This is a genomic window from Halomonas sp. DP5N14-9, from assembly GCF_019802175.1.
GTDB classification, from domain to species: domain Bacteria; phylum Pseudomonadota; class Gammaproteobacteria; order Pseudomonadales; family Halomonadaceae; genus Halomonas; species Halomonas litopenaei.
In genome coordinates this window covers 16,561-36,050 of the sequence record NZ_JAHVHR010000009.1, presented here as the reverse complement: position 1 = coordinate 36,050, position 19,490 = coordinate 16,561, and the positions used below count along the sequence as shown (strand labels likewise).

At 65.8% G+C, this 19,490-nt stretch carries 17 protein-coding genes; 8 read left to right on the top strand and 9 right to left on the bottom strand.

The features are described from left to right. Positions 1-10 precede the first annotated feature (10 nt). From flhB to ahpF, 6 genes are all read left to right on the top strand, one after another. Positions 11-1,189, top strand: a complete 1,179-nt coding sequence (gene flhB / locus KUW00_RS06900) for a flagellar biosynthesis protein FlhB (protein ID WP_222568646.1) — start codon at positions 11-13, stop codon at positions 1,187-1,189. Between the two features lie 79 nt (positions 1,190-1,268). Then, positions 1,269-3,350: a flagellar biosynthesis protein FlhA gene (gene flhA, locus KUW00_RS06895; protein WP_222568645.1), complete on the top strand. Its 2,082-nt coding sequence runs from the start codon at positions 1,269-1,271 to the stop codon at positions 3,348-3,350. A 2-nt stretch (positions 3,351-3,352) separates the two neighbouring features. Beyond that, positions 3,353-3,787, top strand: coding sequence for a flagellar protein FlhE (locus KUW00_RS06890; RefSeq protein WP_222568644.1), 435 nt, complete (start codon positions 3,353-3,355; stop codon positions 3,785-3,787). A gap of 22 nt (positions 3,788-3,809) precedes the next feature. Beyond that, complete coding sequence (locus KUW00_RS06885; RefSeq protein ID WP_108132021.1) at positions 3,810-4,511, top strand: RNA polymerase sigma factor FliA; 702 nt, start codon at positions 3,810-3,812, stop codon at positions 4,509-4,511. Between the two features lie 221 nt (positions 4,512-4,732). Next, the gene (gene ahpC, locus KUW00_RS06880; protein WP_045992348.1) at positions 4,733-5,296 is read left to right on the top strand and encodes an alkyl hydroperoxide reductase subunit C; all 564 of its coding nucleotides are present in this window, start codon (positions 4,733-4,735) and stop codon (positions 5,294-5,296) included. A 336-nt stretch (positions 5,297-5,632) separates the two neighbouring features. Then, positions 5,633-7,189, top strand: coding sequence for an alkyl hydroperoxide reductase subunit F (gene ahpF / locus KUW00_RS06875; RefSeq protein WP_045992347.1), 1,557 nt, complete (start codon positions 5,633-5,635; stop codon positions 7,187-7,189). A 242-nt stretch (positions 7,190-7,431) separates the two neighbouring features. Here the strand turns inward: ahpF and KUW00_RS06870 are convergent, their stop codons facing one another. Genes KUW00_RS06870 through dctP form a run of 4 tightly spaced genes read right to left on the bottom strand, consistent with a single transcriptional unit; the run spans position 7,432 to position 10,965 of the window. Next, entirely contained in the window at positions 7,432-8,103 is a 672-nt protein-coding gene (locus KUW00_RS06870) for an RraA family protein (protein ID WP_315901111.1), read from the bottom strand. A gap of 11 nt (positions 8,104-8,114) precedes the next feature. Then, entirely contained in the window at positions 8,115-9,419 is a 1,305-nt protein-coding gene (locus tag KUW00_RS06865) for a TRAP transporter large permease subunit (protein WP_108132012.1), read from the bottom strand. Positions 9,420-9,422: 3 nt separating this feature from the next. Further along, a complete protein-coding gene (locus KUW00_RS06860; RefSeq protein WP_045992344.1) occupies positions 9,423-9,938 on the bottom strand; it encodes a TRAP transporter small permease in 516 nt (171 codons plus the stop codon). A 13-nt stretch (positions 9,939-9,951) separates the two neighbouring features. Beyond that, the gene (gene dctP, locus KUW00_RS06855; protein WP_222568643.1) at positions 9,952-10,965 is read right to left on the bottom strand and encodes a TRAP transporter substrate-binding protein DctP; all 1,014 of its coding nucleotides are present in this window, start codon (positions 10,963-10,965) and stop codon (positions 9,952-9,954) included. A 638-nt stretch (positions 10,966-11,603) separates the two neighbouring features. Between dctP and KUW00_RS06850 the strand changes: the two genes are divergently transcribed. Next, a complete protein-coding gene (locus tag KUW00_RS06850; protein WP_045992342.1) occupies positions 11,604-12,599 on the top strand; it encodes a LysR family transcriptional regulator in 996 nt (331 codons plus the stop codon). Positions 12,600-12,609: 10 nt separating this feature from the next. Here KUW00_RS06850 and KUW00_RS06845 read toward each other — a convergent pair whose 3' ends face one another. From KUW00_RS06845 to KUW00_RS06825, 5 genes are read right to left on the bottom strand one after another with little or no spacing between them, the layout of a single operon-like run. After that, on the bottom strand, positions 12,610-14,328 hold the full coding sequence (locus KUW00_RS06845) for a thiamine pyrophosphate-binding protein (protein ID WP_222568642.1): 1,719 nt from the start codon (positions 14,326-14,328) through the stop codon (positions 12,610-12,612). Positions 14,329-14,367: 39 nt separating this feature from the next. Continuing rightward, positions 14,368-15,111 carry an HpcH/HpaI aldolase/citrate lyase family protein gene (locus KUW00_RS06840; protein ID WP_222568641.1) on the bottom strand — a complete coding sequence of 248 codons (744 nt, stop codon included), beginning with the start codon at positions 15,109-15,111 and terminating at the stop codon, positions 14,368-14,370. Between the two features lie 3 nt (positions 15,112-15,114). Further along, complete coding sequence (locus tag KUW00_RS06835; RefSeq protein ID WP_222568640.1) at positions 15,115-16,398, bottom strand: TRAP transporter large permease; 1,284 nt, start codon at positions 16,396-16,398, stop codon at positions 15,115-15,117. After that, on the bottom strand, positions 16,395-16,895 hold the full coding sequence (locus tag KUW00_RS06830; protein ID WP_261392038.1) for a TRAP transporter small permease: 501 nt from the start codon (positions 16,893-16,895) through the stop codon (positions 16,395-16,397). The genes KUW00_RS06835 and KUW00_RS06830 overlap by 4 nt, the downstream gene beginning before the upstream one ends. 5 nt (positions 16,896-16,900) lie before the next feature. After that, the gene (locus KUW00_RS06825) at positions 16,901-17,878 is read right to left on the bottom strand and encodes a DctP family TRAP transporter solute-binding subunit (RefSeq protein WP_222516291.1); all 978 of its coding nucleotides are present in this window, start codon (positions 17,876-17,878) and stop codon (positions 16,901-16,903) included. 398 nt (positions 17,879-18,276) lie between these two features. Between KUW00_RS06825 and KUW00_RS06820 the strand changes: the two genes are divergently transcribed. Beyond that, positions 18,277-19,485: a M24 family metallopeptidase gene (locus tag KUW00_RS06820; RefSeq protein WP_222568639.1), complete on the top strand. Its 1,209-nt coding sequence runs from the start codon at positions 18,277-18,279 to the stop codon at positions 19,483-19,485. Positions 19,486-19,490: the final 5 nt, after the last annotated feature.

Genomic DNA, 19,490 nt, shown 5'->3' with positions numbered 1-19,490 from the left:
TTGATCCCCCATGGCCGACAGCTCCAGCGATCAGGAAAAGACCGAAGAGGCCACCCCGCGACGCCTTGAGAAGGCGCGCGAGGAAGGCCAGGTAGCGCGTTCGCGGGAACTCGCCACCTTCATGCTGCTGCTCGGCGGCGTGGTCGGGCTGTGGTCCATGGGTGCCATGCTCTACGGCCAGCTGGGCAGCGTGATGGAGCAGGCCTTCCTGTTCGAGCGCCGCGAGGCCATGGAGACCATGCCGATGCTGTCCCAGGCGCTGGACCTGGGCAGTCGCACCCTGCTTAGCCTGATTCCGCTGTTTCTGCTGCTGACCCTGATCGCGCTGGTGGCGCCGGCGCTGCTCGGCGGCTGGCTGGTATCGGCCAAGGCACTCAAGCCCCAGGCGTCGAAGCTGAACCCGGTCAAGGGCCTCAAGCGCATGTTCTCCACCCAGGCCCTGGCGGAGCTGGGCAAGGCCATCGCCAAGTCGGTGCTGGTGGGCGGGGTCGGCCTGGGCTTCGTCTACCTGCATCGGGGCGAGGCGCTGAGCCTGATGGAATTGCCCATCGCGGCGGCGCTGGCGGCATCGATGAAGCTGGCCGCCGAGGCCAGCGCGCTGATGGTGCTGACCCTGGTGGTGGTGATCCTGATCGACGTGCCCTACCAGCTATGGAGCCACGCCAAGAAGCTGCGCATGAGCAAGGAAGAGATCAAGCAGGAGCACAAGGAGTCCGAGGGCGACCCCCAGGTCAAGGGCCGTATCCGCCAGCAGCAGCAGGCCATGGCCCGAGGCCGCATGATGAGCCAGGTGCCCGACGCCGACGTGGTGGTCACCAACCCCACCCACTACGCGGTGGCGCTGAGCTACCGCGAAGGCAGCATGGGCGCACCACGGGTCGTCGCCAAGGGCGCCGACGCGGTGGCCGCGCGCATCCGCGAGCTGGCCGGTGAGGCCGGCGTGCCACTGCTCGAGGCGCCGCCCCTGGCGCGCACCCTGTACCGCCACGTGGACCTGGATCGCGAGATTCCCATGGAGCTCTACACCGCGGTGGCCGAGGTGCTGGCCTGGGCCTTCGGCATCAAACGCGCCGCCAGCGAAGGCGAGACACCGCCGCCCGCCCCAGAATCCATCCAGGTGCCCGCCGAACTGGCCGTGGCCGCCTCCACGCCAGAGCGCAATGTGACAGCAGACGAGAGACAACCATGACCCCAGCGCCTGACCACAGCGCCATCGCCAACTCAGGCCTCGGCGCTTGCCGCTATCCTGGCCCAGGGGGAGACCACGGATGAAGCCGTTGTCCCAGTACCTGACCCGCCGCGACTGGATGGCCGAGATCCCGATGAAGGTGCTGGCCGGCCCGCTGTTGATCATCATGATCCTGGCGATGATGATCCTGCCGCTGCCGCCCTTCGCCCTGGATGTGCTGTTCACCTTCAACATCGCCCTGGCGGTGATGGTGCTGCTGGTCAGCATGTTCACCGAAAAGCCGCTGGACTTCGCCGCCTTCCCTGCGGTGCTGCTGTTCACCACCCTTCTGCGGCTATCGCTCAACGTGGCCTCCACCCGGGTGGTGCTGATGAATGGCCACGAAGGCGGCGACGCCGCCGGCAAGGTCATCGAGGCCTTCGGCCAGTTTCTGGTCGGCGGCAACTTCGCGGTGGGTCTGGTGGTGTTCTTGATCCTGGTGATCATCAACTTCATGGTCATCACCAAGGGCGCCGGGCGCATCGCCGAAGTGGGCGCACGCTTCATGCTCGACGCCATGCCGGGCAAGCAGATGGCCATCGACGCCGACCTCAACGCCGGTCTTATCGGCGAAGAAGACGCCAAGCGACGGCGCGCCGAAGTGGCCCAGGAGGCCGACTTCTACGGTTCCATGGACGGCGCCAGCAAGTTCGTGCGTGGCGACGCCATGGCCGGCCTGATCATCATGGTGGTCAACGTACTGGGCGGGCTGATGATCGGCCTGATGCAGTACGACATGGCCTTCTCCGACGCCGCCCGCACCTACATCCTGCTGACCATCGGCGACGGACTGGTGGCCCAGATCCCGGCGCTGGTGATCTCCACCGCCGCCGGCGTCACGGTGTCCCGGGTCAACACCGACCAGGACGTCGGCCAGCAGATGATCAGCCAGCTGTTCGTCAATCCCAAGGTGCTGATCCTGGCGGCCGGGGTGATGGGCCTGCTGGGCCTGGTGCCGGGCATGCCCAACCTGGTGTTCCTGCTGTTTACCGGGTTGCTTGCGACCCTGGCCTGGTGGCTGACCCGCCAGTCCGAGAAGCGCCTGGTCGAAGAGCAGGAAAGCGCCGCACCGGCGCCACCCCCGGAAGCCCCGGAGGCGAGCTGGGACGACGTCCAGCTGGTCGATACCCTGGGCCTGGAGGTCGGCCACCGGCTGATTCCGCTGGTCGACGCGCGCCAGCAGGGCGAACTGCTTGGCCGGATCAAGAGCGTGCGCAAGAAGTTCGCCCAGGAGGTCGGCTTCCTGCCACCGGTGGTGCATATCCGCGACAACCTGGAGCTGGAGGCCTCCACCTACCGGGTCACCCTGAAGGGCGCCGAGATCGGCCGCGCCGAGGCCTGGCCCGGGCGCTGGCTGGCCATCGACCCCGGCCAGGTGTCCGGCGAGCTGGACGGCACCCCGACCCAGGACCCGGCCTTCGGCCTGCCGGCGGTGTGGATCGACGCCAGCCAGCGCGAACGCGCCCAGGTCTACGGCTACACCGTGGTCGACGCCAGCACCGTGGTCGCCACCCACCTGAACCACCTGCTGCACCGCCACGCCTCCGAGATGCTGGGGCGCCAGGAGGTGCAAAAGCTGCTCGACAAGCTCAGCGCAGAGCAGAAGTCGCTGGTCGAGGAGGTGGTGCCCAAGGCGCTGTCGCTGACCGCCTTCACCCGGGTACTGCAGCAGTTGCTGGACGAGGACGTGTCGATCCGCGATCTGCGCACCATCCTCGATACCCTGGCCGAGCACGCGCCCCATCAGCAGGACCCCAGCGAGCTGACTGCCCTGGTGCGCATCGCGCTCGGCCGCGCCATCACCCAGCAGTGGTTCGCCGGACAGGAATCGCTCAACGTCATCGGCCTCGAGCCCCAGCTCGAACAGGTGCTGCACCAGGCCATGAACGGCAACGGCGCCCTGGAGCCGGGCCTGGCCCAGACCCTGATGGACCAGACCGAGGCGGCGCTGGGCCGCCACGAGGCCACCGGCGAGCCGCCGGTGCTGGTGGTCACCCCGAGCCTGCGCCCGGTACTGGCACGCTTCCTGCGCCGCCGTCTGCGCCACCTGGTGGTGATGTCCCAGGCCGAGATCCCCGACGACCGCATGCTGCGCGTCACCCATCAGGTCGGGGGAATGTGACCATGCTCCCAGCCTTGATCCTTGCCCGGAGAACCCAGTGTGCGCCGAGACGCCTGGCGACACTCGCCCTGCTGGCGCTGTGGCTGATCGCCGCCGGCGCCCAGGCCTTCCCCGGTGCCTGGACCGCCAACGCCCCGCGCATGACCGTCGCCTCGAGCCAGCTCGATCAGTCGTCGCGACCGCTGACGCCGCCCTCCGCCAACGTCGAGGGCGTGATCGAACGGGTGGTGTGGCGCTATCGCACAGCGCCTGGCGCCCGCCTGGTGGGTCGCCTGTGCCATGGACAGCGCTGCCTGCGCCTGAAGGCCGCCCACGGCAGCACCGAACACTTCGCCGGCCTCGACGCCGCCGGCCCCTTCGTCTTTCGTTTTCGTCTCCTGGATGGTGAGTCGCCGCTCGTTGTCGACGGCATGAGCGTGATCGTCAACCACCGTTGAGGCTGTCCCAGAGGAAAGTGCCATGTACACCGCACAAGGCAGAATGGAGCATCAGTCCCAGCTCGAAGCCTACCTCCCCATGGTGCGTCGCCAGGCCCTGGCGCTGCAGGTCAAGCTGCCCGCCGGGGTCGACCTGGATGACCTGATCCAGGCCGGCATCGTCGGCCTGCTGGAGGCGCTGGGGCGCTTCGATGCAAGCCAGGGCGCCCAGTTCACGACCTTCGCCAGCCAGCGGGTGCGCGGCGCCATGCTCGACGAACTGCGCAGCCGCGACTGGCTGCCGCGCAGCGTACGCCGCCAGGCCCGGGCACTGGACGAGGCCACCCGCGAGCTGCAGCAGCGCCTCGGCCGCCCCCCGGAGGAACACGAGATCGCCGAGGCGCTGGACATGGACCTGGTCAGCTACCGACGCCTGTTGAGCGACGTCAACAACGGCCAGCTGATGCCCTTCGAGGAATTGCTCGCCGAAGGCAACGAGCATCGCTTCAGTGACCAGATCGGCATGGCACCGCTGGCCGAACTGCTCGACGGCGAACGCCGCGAGGCGCTGGTCGCCGCCATCGCCGAGCTGCCCGAGCGCGAAAAACTGCTGATGGCGCTCTACTACCAGGAGGAGCTCAACCTCAAGGAGATCGGCGCCGTGCTGGGGGTCAGCGAGTCCCGGGTGTGCCAGATCCATAGCCAGGCGGTGAGCCGACTGCGCGCGCGATTAAGCGAGCACTGAGCCGCTCCGACAACTCAGCGAAGAAAGCGAAAGAAGAAAACGAAAGAAGATAACCACTGACAAAACGGCAGGTTAGAAAGAGCGGCCGACTAGAGGGAACAGCCACCCCATAGCCATCTCTTATCAGGATTATCGGACCATTCAATTTATCCAATTGCTCGTTTCTGCGTAAGGTGAGCCCTGTCTTCAGACAATACACCCATCGCTCAAAGGAGACGGGAATGTCCCTGATCAACACCGAAGTCAAGCCGTTCAAGGCCACCGCTTACCACAACGGCGAGTTCGTCGACGTCTCAAGCGACGACATGAAAGGCCAGTGGAGCATCGTCTTCTTCTACCCGGCCGACTTCACCTTCGTCTGCCCGACCGAGCTTGGTGACCTGGCGGACAACTACGAAGAATTCAAGAAGCTGGGCGTCGAGATCTACAGCGTCTCCACCGACACCCACTTCACCCACAAGGCCTGGCACGACAGCTCCGAGACCATCGGCAAGCTGCAGTTCCCGATGATCGCCGACCCGACCCTGACCATCTCGCGCAACTTCGAGGTGCTGATCGAGGAAGACGGCCTGGCCGAGCGTGGCACCTTCGTCATCGATCCCGAGGGCAAGATCCAGATCGTCGAGATCAACGCCGGCAACATCGGCCGCAACGCCGAAGAGCTGCTGCGCAAGGTCAAGGCTGCCCAGTACGTCGCCGCCCACCCCAACGAGGTGTGCCCGGCCAAGTGGAAGGAAGGCGAAGAGACCCTGGCGCCGTCCCTGGACCTTGTGGGCAAAATCTAAGCCTTGTCCGCCAGATCTGACACTTGTCCGCCAGATCTGACACTTGACCGAAAGTGTCTTGAGCAAGATGTGACTGCGCCAAGGCTGGCTGACTCAGCCTTAGTGTCCCTTGTCGCAGTCACGGCGCCTCGCCAGAGGCGCCCGTCACCCCTGAGGTGACACCCTTTTCCCCACCGGGTCGTTCGTCTCGGTCGTCCTACCAGTCGCTTATGCGAGATCGGGCCCTTCGGCCCGGTGGGGATTCTGCGGCCCAATGATCGGCCAGTTCGCCGATACCGGCACTACGCCCCCGCCGCAGACTACCATTTTCCGATTTTTATCAGGATTGCCGCTGTCATGTTGGACGACTCTCTCAAGCAACAGCTGAAAGCCTATCTCGAACGTGTCACCCGCCCCTTCGAGCTTGTCGCCACCCTCGATGACGGCGACAAGTCCAGGGAACTCCACGGCCTGCTCAGCGACATCGCCGCGCTCAGCGACCACATCAGCCTGTCCACCGAAGGCACGGACCCACGCACGCCGTCGTTCGCCCTTTATCGTGATGGCGCCCCCACCGGGGTGGTGTTCGCCGGCATCCCCATGGGCCACGAGTTCACCTCACTGGTACTGGCGCTTCTGCAGGTCGGCGGGCATCCGCCCAAGGCCAGCGCCGAGGTGATCGAACAGATCCAGGCGCTGGACGCGGACATGCACTTCGAGACCTACTTCTCGCTGTCCTGCCAGAACTGCCCGGACGTGGTCCAGGCGCTGAACCTGATGGCCATCCTCAATCCGCGGATCTCCCACGACGCCATCGACGGCGCCCTGTTCCAGGACGAGGTCGAGGCCCGCGAGATCATGTCGGTGCCGAGTGTCTACCTCAACGGCGAACCCTTCGACCAGGGCCGCATGACCCTCGAGCAGATCCTGGCCAAGGTCGACACCGGCGCCGAAAAGCGTGAAGCCGAGAAGATCAGCGCCAAGGAGTCCTTCGAGGTGCTGACCATCGGCGGCGGTCCCGCCGGAGCAGCCGCCTCCATCTATGCCGCGCGCAAGGGTATCCGCACCGGCGTCGCCGCCGAGCGCTTCGGTGGCCAGGTGCTCGACACCATGGCCATCGAGAACTTCATCTCGGTGCAGGAGACCGAAGGGCCCAAGCTTGCCACCGCGCTTGAAGAGCACGTCAAGCAGTACGACGTCGACATCATGAACCTGCAGCGTGCAGAAGCTCTGGTGCCGTCAAGCGAGCCGGGCGGCGAGCACGAGGTGCGCTTCGCCTCCGGCGCCAGCCTGCGCGCCAAGACGCTGATCCTGGCCACCGGCGCCCGCTGGCGCGAGATGAACGTGCCCGGCGAGGCCGAGTACCGCAACCGCGGAGTGGCCTACTGCCCGCACTGCGACGGCCCGCTGTTCAAGGGCAAGCGCGTCGCGGTCATCGGCGGCGGCAATTCCGGCGTCGAGGCGGCCATCGACCTGGCCGGTATCGTCGCCCACGTGACCCTGTTCGAGTTCATGGACGAGCTGCGTGCCGACGCCGTGCTGCAGAAGAAGCTGCGCAGTCTGCCCAACGTCGAGATCATCTCCGGCGCCCGCACCACCGAGATCAACGGCGACGGCAACCGCGTCACCGGCCTGAGCTATGAAGAGCGCGCCAGCGGCGAGCTCAAGCAGGTCGAGCTGGAAGGTGTGTTCGTGCAGATCGGCCTGGTGCCCAACACCGAATGGCTCAAGGACTCGCCGATCGAGCTCTCCGAGCGCGGCGAGATCATCACCGACGCCCACGGCATGACCTCGGTCCCCGGCATCTTCGCCGCCGGCGACGTCACCACCGTGCCCTACAAGCAGATCGTCATCGCCGTGGGGGCAGGTGCCACCGCCGCCCTCGGCGCCTTCGACTACCTGATTCGTCAGTAAGGTCGAGCCCTCGACCACGACAAAGCCGTGTTCCCTGAAGACACCGTCTGGCTTTCCTGGCCGCGGTGTCCACGACCAGGAAGGTCGTGACTAGCCTGCCGCCCTTCGGGGCGGTTTTTTTTGGTCTGTTGGTCGTGCAGGAGAGACCAATGTCAGTTCGATGGTGTCAGTCGATGTTCGACCATGGCACTTGCGCGACCCGAATGTCAGCGGAAGACAGCTTGCCGACGGCGTCAGCGTCGTTAGTTCGACGGCGTCAGCCGGTTTTCGACCATTGAACTTGCTCCGCTGATGTCCGGAAGGCACTCGCCCTGGGCGAGTCGCTCGAGGATGCGTTCTTCCTGGCGCTGCAGTTCCAGGGTGTGGTCGATCACCGCGTCGACCTCCGAGGGCGGCAGCACCACCACGCCGTTCTCGTCGGCCAGCACCACGTCGCCGGCGGATACCACCACCCCACCGACGCTGACCGGCAGGTTCATGGCCCCGCCCTGGTCGGCGAGCTTGGTGGTCAGCGACGAGACGCCGCGGCTCCACACCGGGAAGCGCTTTGCGCGCAGGGTTGAAAGGTCGGTGGCGGTGCCGTCGATGATCACCCCGGCCAGTCCCAGGTGCGAGCCGACCTCGGTCAGCACCCCGCCCCAGCAGGCGTGACGACGATCGCCCTGGCGATCGATCACCAGCACATCGCCGGGACGCAGAAGGCGCATGGCGTGGTTGAGCAGGGTGCCGTCTCCCGGCGGCAGCGACAGGGTCACGGCGACCCCGGCTACCCGCACCGCGTCGAGCTGGCAGCGGATCTCGGGGTCGATAAAGCCCTCTTCGCGGAAGTGGCCGATGGTGGCGGTCTCGCACTCGAGCAGGCGCTGATGGCGGGCGGGGTCCAGCGGGGCGGGCAGGTCAGCGATGGTGTACACAGCGTTTTTCCTTATATCAGGCTCGGCAGCCAGGTGATCAGTCCCGGCACCCAGTACAGCATCAGCATGCCGAACAGGAAGCACAGCACGATCGGCCAGGCGGCGGCGTAGATGGTCGGCATCGACACCGAGGGTGCCCCGCCCTTGACCGCGAACAGGTTGTAGCCGAACGGCGGGGTCAGACTGCCCACCGCCAGGTTGATCAGAAACAGCGTCCAGAACCACACCGGGTCGAACCCGTAGGCCTTGACCAGCGGGGCGTAGATCGGGATGACCACCATCATGAAGGCGATCTGGTCGATGAACATGCAGGCGATAAGCGGGATCAGCATCAACAGCAGCAGCATCAGGCCGGTGTCCAGATCCATGGCGGTGGCGGCGGCCACCAGCCCGGAGGTGGCCCCGGTAAAGGACAGAAGCTGACTGAACAGCTTGGAGCAGGCCAGGATGGTGATGATCATGGCGCTGATCGACAGCGACGACAGCAGCGCCTGGCCGGCCATCTTGAGGCTGAACTTGCGGTAGTAGAAGGCCACCAGAATGGCCCCGAGCACGCCGGTGGCAGCGGACTCAGACGGCGTCGCCACCCCCAGCATCATCAACCCCAGCACCGAGAAGATGATGATCGAGAACGGCGCCATGTTGGCCAGCGCCCGACCGCGCTGGCGCCAGTTGCCGCCGCCCGAGTCGTCCACCGCCGGTGCCCGCGACGGGTCCAGCATCATGCGCACCACCACGTAGGTCACGAACAACCCGGCCAGCAGCATGCCCGGAATGATGCCGGCGATCAAAAGGCGAGCGATGGAAACGTCGACCATGGAGCCGATGATGATCACCAGAAGGCTCGGCGGGATGATCGGTGCAAGGCCGGCGCCGCCGAGGATCAGGCCGATCGACAGACGGTCGTCGTAGCCACGCTGCTGCATGGTCGGCAGCGCCGAGCGGCTGAGCATGGCGGTCACCGCCAGGGCCGAGCCGGACAGCGCGCCGAACAGCGTCGACAGGGCCACCACGAAGAAGTACAAGCGGCCCTTGATGCGTCCCATCAGGGTGTCGAGGGAGTCGAAGATGACGTCGATGGAGCCCGATCGGAACAGCAGCTCGCCCATCAGCACGAACAGCGCGATGGTGGTCAGCGTCTCCGAGGTGACGGTGTCATAGACGCTGTTGGCAAACAGGCCGAAGCCGGCGCTGCCCATCAGCCAGAAGGTGCCGGCCACGTTGATCGCCAGAAAGGCCACGAACACCGGCACGCCGAGGGCGAACAGCCCCATCAGCAGGGCGACGGCCAGGCCCAGGGTGACATACCACTCCATCGTCTACGCCTCCTGCCGTGGACTGTCGCTGGGCCACTCGACGGTGGCGGGCAGCAGCGCGCGCCGCAGAAAGTGCAGCGCGGTATTGGAAAAGCCGTAGCCGATAAAGCTCGACACCCACACCTTGGGGATATCGAGCCCCATGGCGGTGGTGGTGCCGCTGGCCAACTGGCGAAGGCTCTCGCTGATCAGCATCCAGGCCGCCAGCGCGCACACCGCCGCGGTCAGCAGCGAGGTGAAGCGCTCGAAGCCCTGCCGCCGGGCGGCGGGCAGGCTGTCCTGCAGCACGCTGATGGCGATGTGCCCACGGGTACGGGCGAGTTCCGGCATGGCCAGGCTGGCCGACAGGCACAGACAGTAGGCGACGATGGAGCTCGACCACAGGGTCGGGGCGTTGAAGAAGTAGCGGGCCACCACTTCGATCCAGAAACACACGACGATGCCACACAGGGTGGCACCGCCGAGGTAGAAGCCGAATCGCGTGAGGCCATCGTGCCAACGGGCAAGGGTAGCCAGCATGGGAGCGATCCGATCAGGGGGTCATGTCGTTGCTTTCGGCGATCTCGCGCATCTTGGCCACCGCCTCCGGCGACTTGTCGAGGCCGAGCTGCCAGATGCCTTCGGTCACCAGTTCGTCGAGACGCTCGGCGTCTTCCGGGGCGAACTCGGTTTCGTGCATGCCGAGCTCCCGCAGGCGCGCCCATTCCTCGACCGCCAGTTCGTCGAGCACCCCGGCGATCTCGCTTTCCAGCGCCTCGCCCTGGGCCAGCAGCACCGACTGCTCCTGCTCGTCGAGGCCATTGAAGGTGTCGAGGTTCATTAGCAGGTAGGTGTAGGTCTGGCCGAAGGTGGGCTTGGAGAAGTAGCCCGCCACCTCGTGCCAGCCAAGATCCTCGACGCCGTTGAGGCCCCAGGCAGCGCCGTCGATGACGTTACGATCCAGCGAGGAGTAGACGTCGCCGCTGGACATCAGCACCGGCGTGCCACCCAGGCCCTGGGTCACGTTGGTGTAGGTGGGGCTGCCGCGCAGACGACGTCCCTCGAGGCCCGGCGAGCCTTCGATGGGCTCCTTGAGCACGTACTGGAAACCGCTGGAGCCGAGCGGCGGAATCGCCAGCAGCTTCAGGCCGAGCTCGTTGTAGTGGCTGTCGATGAAGTCCCACAGGCCAGACTCACGGGTCTTGGCGGGATCGACGAAGACCCCGTCCATGGCCGCGCCGACACCGGTGGTGTTGGTGTGGTAGGCGCCGTGGGTGTAGAGCAGGTCGAACACCCCTACCGAGACCGGCTGCAGCTGTTCGAACGGCGGCACCACGTCGGGGCCATTGAGGCTGATGGAGACCTCGCCGTCGCTGGCGCCCTGGACCTTGTCGATGTAGCGCTGGGCGACTTCGCGGGTGTAGGCCGAGGTCAGGTCGTAGCTCGACAGCATGCGCAGATCGGTGGCCTGGGCATCGGGTGACAGCGCCGACAGTGACAGGGCAGACAGCGACAGCGCGGACACGGTCAGGATGGAGCGGGAGAGTCGGGACAGGGAGCGATTCATGGTCTTCCTCGCGTTTATGGTTGTTATCATCCGTGGCCGAGGCGGGATGCGTCCGGCAGAAGGATCTTCGATACCACTTCAATCTAGTCAGGCCGACACACCGGGGTCAATGGAAAGGCACCGATCGAGTTTTTCGATTTTTAATATGTAGAATTTACGGAATTTATACAACAAAATGAAAATATAAAAACCAGAAAAATAAAGAGCACTATCTTATGAAAAATCTCGTATTAAAGGGCTATTACCTCGAAGTATTTTACGCCAAACATGATGAGACAAAACCCCAATAACGCCTGATAAACCATATAATACAACGACCTATATAAAACACCCTCTTTCGTATAGACGCCCGCCAAGCTCCATCGTCGTTATTGCCACAGGCGACAATTTCGACACCCTATCGGCCACCTTTCAGCAGAAGAACAGCTCTTTCCAGCAAGAAGGGATCGACTCGCCTGGCCGGTTACCCTCGACCAGGCCGGAGCTGGCAGGAGGTAACCCATGCCCGGCAACGGCCGACGGTGTATTCTCTGACAACAGCTTGGCCAACCATACACAGGCCAACATCAGGGCGCCTTCGGCGAGGACAGATCGCCCGCACGAGCGCCTCTTGCTGACAGAAATGAAAGGAGCCGGTGATGCGGCCGATTCACGACACCCTGGACTGGAACCTGCTGCGGACCTTTATCGTCATCGTGCAGGAAGAGAGCGTGAGCAAGGCGGCGGTGCGCCTGTACCTGTCTCAGCCGGCGGTGAGCCTGTCGCTGAAACGGCTGGAAGAACGGCTGGGCCAGAAGCTGATCGAGCGCGACAGCCATCGCTTTCGGGTGACCCAGGCGGGTCAGCTGGTGTACCGCGAGGCGGTGGATATCTACGCCAATGTGGCACGCCTGGCGGCCTCGGTGGGGGAGTCGGACCCGGAGGTGGCCGGCCACGTCTCGCTGGCCTTTATCACCGGTATCCAGTGTCGCTTTCTCGACAGCGTGCTGGCGGCCTTCCATCGTCGCTATCCGCAGATCACCTTCGAGATCGAGGACATGTCGAGTCAGGAGGTGCAGCACGCCCTGTCACAACGCCAGAGCGCGCTGGGTATCTGTCTGGCCCAGAGCTGCCCGGACAACCTCGACAGTCAGGTGCTGGCGCGCCAGCGCTATCGGCTGTACTGCGGGCGCAGCCATCGCCTGTTCGGCCGCGACAGCCTGCCCATGGAAGAACTCAAGCAGGAGGCCTACGTGTCCTTCGGCAGCGAGCAGCTCGACGGGGTGCTGTCGCCGCTGGCGGTGTTCCGCGCCCAGCACGGCCTCAAGGGCCCGGTGGTGGGGCAGTCCAGTCGTCTGCAGGAGATCCAGCGCATGGTCATGGCGGGCTGGGGCATCGGCTGCCTGCCGGAGCACCTGGTAGCCCGGCAGGTGGCGGACGGCGAGCTGTGGCCGCTGCCGCCCTACGACGGCGTGGCCGACATCGACCTGCACCTGATGTGGCACCGCGAAGGCCGCGCCAGCGTGGCGGAGACAACCTTTATCGAGTTCTTCCTCACCAGCATGGCCAAGGTGCCCATGGAGCACCGCCTGACCACCGGTATCGACGTGGCCGACGCCGCCCAGGCACCCCTCGCTTTTGACGATACGCCATAGGGCAGCCTGTTCAACGCGCCAGGGCAGCCTCGCGGATGGCACTCAGGCGCTTGCCCGGGGCGATGCCGTCGGCCTCGTAGCGCAGTTCAATCAGCGCCGGACGGCGTTCGCGCTCGGCGAAGGCCAGGGCGCGCTCGAAGGCGGCGTCGAAGTCCTCGTCCCGCTCGACGATCTCGCCCAGGCCGCCGTAGGACTCGACCAGGGTGGTGAAGGCCGGGTTGGTGAAGGTCAGGGCGATCTCGCGGCCGGGGAAGTCGTTTTCCTGGTGGGCGCGGATGGTGCCCCACATGCCGTTGTTGAACAGAAGGATCACCAAGCCGACGTCGTACTGCAGCGCCACCCCCAACTCCTGCAGGTTCATCTGGAAGCAGCCGTCACCGGCGAAGCACACCGCCGGGCGGTCGGGGTGCTCGAGCTTGAACGAGATCGCCGCCGGCAGGCCGTAGCCCATGGAGCCCACCGTCGGCGCCAGCGAGCTGCCGAGCCCGGCGAAGCGCACGTAACGGTGGGCGTACAGCGCATAGTTGCCGGCCCCCACGCTGATGCAGCCCTGGCCGTCCAGGCGACGATCAACGCTGGCGGCGACCTTGTCGAGACTCAGCGGCCCCGGGGCCGGCTGGGGCTCAAGCGTCGCCAGGTAGTCGGCGCGCGCGGCGCGGGTCTGGTCGGCCCAGCGCGGTGAGGTGTCCGGCGCCAGTCCCTCCAGGGCGGCGGCGAAGCCCACCACGTCGGCGTTGATGGCAAGCTCGGCATGGTAGACCCGACCCAGCTCTTCGGGATCGGGGTAGACGTGTACCAGCGCCTGGCGCGGGGTCGGCGACTGGATCCACGAGTAGCCTTCGCTGGTGGCCTCGCCCATGCGGGTGCCGACGGCGATCAGCAGGTCGCTATGCTCAAGCCGCTCGCGCAGGGCGTCGTCCATGGCGAAGCCGACGTGGCCGACAAAGCGCGGGTCGCGCTGGTCGAAGCACTCGAGCCGCCGCCAGGCCACCCCCACCGGCAGTTCGAAACGCTCGGCGAAGGCCGCCATCTGGGCCTGAGCCTGTGCCGTCCAGCCGCTACCACCAATCAGCAGGAAGGGCCGCTCGGCCTCGGCCAGCCGCGCCTTGAGCGCCTCGAGCTGAGCCGCGCCGGGGTGGGAATGCAGCTTGGCCATGGGCTGGGCGTCGGCCACCTCGGCCTCGCCCCACAGGGTGTCTTCCGGCAACGCCAGCACCACCGGACCGGGACGCCCGCTGGTGGCGACGCGATAGGCCCGGGCGATGTACTCGGGGATACGATCGGTGGCGTCGATCTGGGCGACCCACTTGGCCATGGGGCCGAACATGCGGCGGTAGTCGATCTCCTGGAAGGCCTCGCGCTCGACGAAGTCGTTCCCTACCTGGCCGATGAACAGGATCATCGGGGTCGAGTCCTGAAAGGCGGTATGTACCCCGATGGAGGCGTTGGTAGCCCCCGGGCCACGGGTCACGAAGCAGATGCCCGGCTCGTTGGTCAGCTTGCCGTAGGCCTCGGCCATGTAGGCGGCGCCGCTTTCCTGACGGCAGACGATGGGCTCGATGGCGCCCCGATGCTCGTTGAGGGCGTCGATGCAGGGCAGGTAGCTTTCCCCCGGCACCAGGAAGACCCGGCGGGCGCCGTGGGCGCGCAACTGGTCCATCAGGATCTGGCCGCCATTGCGGCGCGCAAGGGACGTGGTTGGCGAAAGCGTGGAGGCTGGCAGGCTCATGTCAGGGTTCTCGATATCGTTGTTGGTGGTAAAGGCGGTTCAGGCGTCTGTCAGGGCGCGGTGCAGCGGGGCGATCTGTTCGGGCAGCACCACGCAGCGGGCACGAAAGCCCTGCGCCATGGCCCACTCGAGGTCTTGCTCGAAGCCCTCTCGGTAAGGCCAGGGGCCGTCGATGGCCAGACACTCGGCCTTGGCGCAGGCGTCGACGAAGCGCTGGCGCCAGGGCGCCAGGGCGCTAGTCCGTTCGTCTGGCGCGGCGTCGGCGGCGATGCCCAGATCACGCGACAGGTCGCCACTGCCGAGAAGCGCCGCGCTCACCCTCGGGCTTGCCTTGAGGATCTCCGCTGCGGCGCCCACACCGGCGACGCTCTCCAGCGTCGGTATCAGCGCGGTACAGCCCTGTTCGAGGCCGACGCGACGCTCTTCGCGGGCCAGAGCCAGGGCCAGCAGCACGATGTCCATGGAGGACTCGACCTGGGGCAGGAAGATGGCCGCTGGTCGTGCCCGCATCAGCGCCGCCAGCTCGCCCTTGCCGCCCTGGGTCAGCGGGTTGATGCGCGCCATGGGCAGCCGCTGGTGCTGCCGGCAGCGCTCGGCGAAGGCGACAAAGTCGTCGCAGGCCTGGCGGCGATCGGCGGCCGGGGTGAACTCCTCCAGGTCGACGATGATGGCCTCGGCGCCGCTATCCAGCGCCTGATCCAGGCGTGCCGGGTCATGCCCCGGCACGAACAGCCAGCTGCGACACTGGGTCAGGGACAAAGGAGTCGGAATCAAGGACGCCATGGGTCACTCCATCAGGTTCGGCAGGAACAGCACGATGTCGGGCACGAAGGTGATCAGCAGCAGTACCGCGATCATCGCCCCGAGCATCAGTCCCAGGTAGCGCAACGACTCCATCACGCTGATTCCGGCGATGCGGCAGGCGGCCATCAGGTCGACCCCCAGCGGCGGGGTATTGGCGCCGATCGCCAGGTTCACCGTCAGCAGCACCCCGAAGTGCACCGGGTCGATGCCGTACTGCACCAGCAGCGGCATGACGATGGGGGTGACGATGATGATGATGGCGATGCTTTCCATGAAGGAGCCGAGCACCAGCAGCACTATGGTCAGCAGCAGCAGTACGCCGTAGCGACTGTCGGTGATCTCGCCGATCAGTGTGGCGATGGCCTGGGGCACCTGTTCGTAGGTCAGGCCCCAAGCGAACATGCCGGCGGCACCGATGATGACCAGGATGGCGCCGGAGGTCTCCGCGGTGGCGATGACGCTGTCGACGATGTCCCGAAGGCTCAGGCTGCGATAGACCAGGGTGCCGACGATCAGCGCATAGACGATGGCCGAGGCGGCGGCTTCGGTGGGGGTGAAGACGCCGAAGCGGATACCACCGATGATCAGCACCGGCACCAGCAGCGCCGGCAGGGCGGCGATAAAGGCACGCTTGCGCTCGCCGGGCTCGGGCCGGGTACCACCGGACCAGCCGTTGCGGCGTGACACATAGATGGCCACCCCCACCAGCGCCAGGGTAAAAAGCAGGCCGGGGATCACGCCGCCCATGAACAGCTTGCCCACCGAGGTGTTGGAGGTGGTGCCGTAGACGATCATCACGATGCTCGGCGGGATCACCGTGCCGATGGAGCTGGCGGTGCCCACCAGGGCGCTGCTGAAGCCGCGGTGATAGCCGCTGCGCTGCATCGCCGGCAGCAGCATGCTGCCGATGGCGATGACGTCGGCCACGCCGGAGCCTGACAGTGCCCCGAACATCATGCAGGCCAGCACCGCGACCACCGCCAGGCCGCCACGGATGTCGCCCACCAGCGCCATGCACAGACGCACCAGACGCTGGGTCAGTCCGGCGTGATTCATCAACTGGGCGGCCATCACGAACAGCGGAATGGCCAGCAGGGTGAAGCTCTCCATGCCCGCCACGAACTGCTGGGCAGAGACCATCATCGGCGCCGCGCCGAACATCAGCAGATAGGACAGCACCGCCAGGATCAGGCCGAAGGCGATGGGAATGTCGATCAGGATCGCCAGGGCGAAGACGCCCACCAGGGTCAAGGCACCAAGGGTCATGCGTCGCCCTCCTGTGGCAGCGGCTGGCGCGCCAGCAGATGGTCACACTGCGCCAGCGCCATGCCGGCGCAGCACACCGGCACCGACAGATACACCAGCCCCGCAGGCAGCTGCAGCGCCGTGGTGGTCTGGCTCATGGTCAACCAGGCCAGGTCCCAGCCGGCCTTGGCCAGCAGCAGTAGCATCACCAGCAGTAGCAGGTCGGTGGCCCGGGTGATCAGCCGGCGAATGGCAGGGGAGCCGACCAGCAGCGACATCAGTCCGGCGCTCAGGTGGCTGCGCTTGTAGGTGCAGGCCACGCCGGCCAGCAGCGCGGTCCACACCAGCACCAGCTGGGGCAGCTCTTCGGCCCAGTGGGGCGGCGCCCCCACCACCCAGCGCATGAACACCGAGTAGGCGACCAGCGCCGCCAGCAGGGCGGCGCCGATGCCGGCCAGCGCCAGGCACAGGCGCGAGACGAGACGCGCCACGGGATGCAGCAGGCCGTGCACGGTCATCGCGCTCACTGCCCTTCGCGGTAGCGCTTCACCAGCGCCATCAGGTCGCTGCCGAAGACGTCTTCGTAGTCGGCCCAGACGCCCTGGACGGCGGCATTGAACGGCGTGGTATCGACCTCGTTGACGCTCATGCCTTCGGCCTCGAGCTCGGCCACCAGGCGCGAGTCGTCCTCCTGGGTCATCCGGCGCTGTTCGTCACGCCAGGCGTCGGCCAGCTGCTGGACCGCCGCCTGGTCGTCCTCGGACAGGCGCTGCCAGACGTTGTTGGCGACGGTCAGGCAGGCCGGTGCCCAGACGTGCCCAGTCAGCGAAACGTAGTCCTGGACCTCGAAGAAGGACGAGGAGTGGATGATCGACAGCGGGTTTTCCTGGGCGTCAAACACCCCCTGCTGCAGCGCCGAGTAGAGCTCGCCGAAGGACAGCGGAGCCGGGCTTGCGCCAAGCGCGGTGAAGGTATCCAGTCGCATCTTGTCCGGGGTTACCCGGATCTTCAGACCGGCCAGGTCCTCGGGGGTCTCGACCGGGCCCTGGTTGTTGGTGACGTGGCGGAAGCCGTTCTCCCACCAGGACAGGATCTTCATGTTGTAGTCGGAGGCGATGGCTTCCAGCGCCTCGCCCAGCTCACCGTCGTAGGCGGCGTAGGCGTCCTGGCGGTCCGCCCAGGAGTAGGGCAGCTCGACGATGCCGAAGCGGGCGTCCAGCGGCTGGAAGGAGCCGCAGCCGATCACCCCGGCGGGCACGCTGCCGATCTGCATGCCTTCGACCATGGTCTTTTCGTTGCCGAGCTGGCCGCTGGGGAAGACCTGGAAGTTGACGCGACCCTCGGTGGCCTCGCGCACTTCGTCGGCGAAGCCTTCAGCGGCGATATGCCAGCTATGGGTAGGGGCCAGCACGTGGCCGAGCTTGATGTCGAGGGCTTGGGCCGAGGTGGAAAGACCGGCGAAGGCGCCAAGCGCCAGCAGGGGGAGCATCCTGGAGGTCATGGGGGTACCCGTTGAGTCATTGTGATTGTGATCTGGGCCCGCCACCGCTTTATTAACGGCAAGACAGGCGTCACTTGAGACTCGGCCAGGTAGGCGTATTAGACAATTTTCAAGATTTTATGCTTTGCATAAGCCTGATTTATGCAAAGCCATTGGACAGTGGTCAGGGTGGCCCTTCGACAGGCCTCGGGCGGCAACCACAAGCGCTTCCAGACACTCCTTTAACGCACTGTTCAAGAACCATTTTTCTGGCGCAAATGGGGGCATTTGCGGTTGTGATTGGCGCCGTTGACGGCTCCACGGCGATAGTCGATCCAGCGTGGTGGTCAGCGTCGAGGCTGGCGCCAGCGCAGGATGAGAACCACCGCCCTGTCGGCCAAGAATTACAAGGAGCCCCTATGCAACTGCCCTCTCTGATCGAGATCCCCAACGGTGAAAAGGTCACCCCCACCTTCAGCGACGCCGAGATGCAGGGCCGCCTGGCCCGTCTGCGCCAGCACATGGCCGAGCAGCAGGTCGATGCCGTGGTCCTGACCTCCTATCACAACATCAATTACTTCAGTGACTTCGTCTATTGTCGCTTCGGCCGCGACTACGGACTGGTGGTGACCCAGGAAGGCTTTACCAGCGTCAGCGCCAACATCGACGGCGGCCAACCGTATCGGCGCAACCGTCTGGGCGACAACATCGTCTACACCGACTGGCAGAAGGACAACTTCTTCAAGGCCATCATGCGGCTATGCGAAGGCAAACGACGCATCGGGGTCGAGTTCGACCATCTGACCCTGGCCAACCGCGACAAGCTGGAAAGCGCCCTTGGCGAGGTGGAGCTGGTCGACATCGGCGTACCCACCATGCAGATGCGCATGATCAAGTCCGCCGAAGAGATCGCGCTGATCCGTCAGGGGGCGCGTATCGCCGACGTGGGCGGTGTCGCGGTACGCGACGCCATCGCCGCCGGGGTGCCCGAGTACGAAGTGGCGCTGGCCGGCCAGAGCGCCATGGTGCGCGAGATCGCCAAGACCTACCCGCAGAGCGAGCTGATGGACACCTGGGTATGGTTCCAGTCCGGCATCAACACCGACGGCGCCCACAATCCGGTCACCAGCCGTCGCGTGCGTCCCGGCGATATCCTGAGCCTGAACACCTTTCCGATGATCTCGGGCTACTACACGGCGCTGGAGCGCACCCTGTTCTGCGAGCACGCAAGCGATGCCCATCTGCGGCTGTGGGAGATCAACTGCGAGGTCCATGAGCGCGGACAGCAGCTGATTCGCCCCGGAGCCCGCTGCAGCGACATCGCCCACGAGCTCAACGAGATCTTCGCCAGACACGACGTCCTCAAGTACCGCACCTTTGGCTACGGGCACTCCTTCGGCACCCTGAGCCACTACTACGGCCGCGAGGCGGGTCTTGAACTGCGCGAGGACATCGATACCGTACTGGAGCCCAACATGGTGGTGTCGATGGAGCCCATGCTGATGATTCCCGAAGGCCAGCCCGGCGCCGGTGGCTACCGCGAGCACGACATCCTGGTGGTCAAGGAAGACGGCGCCGACAATATCACCGGCTTCCCCTACGGGCCGGCGCATAACATCGTGGGTTGAACCGA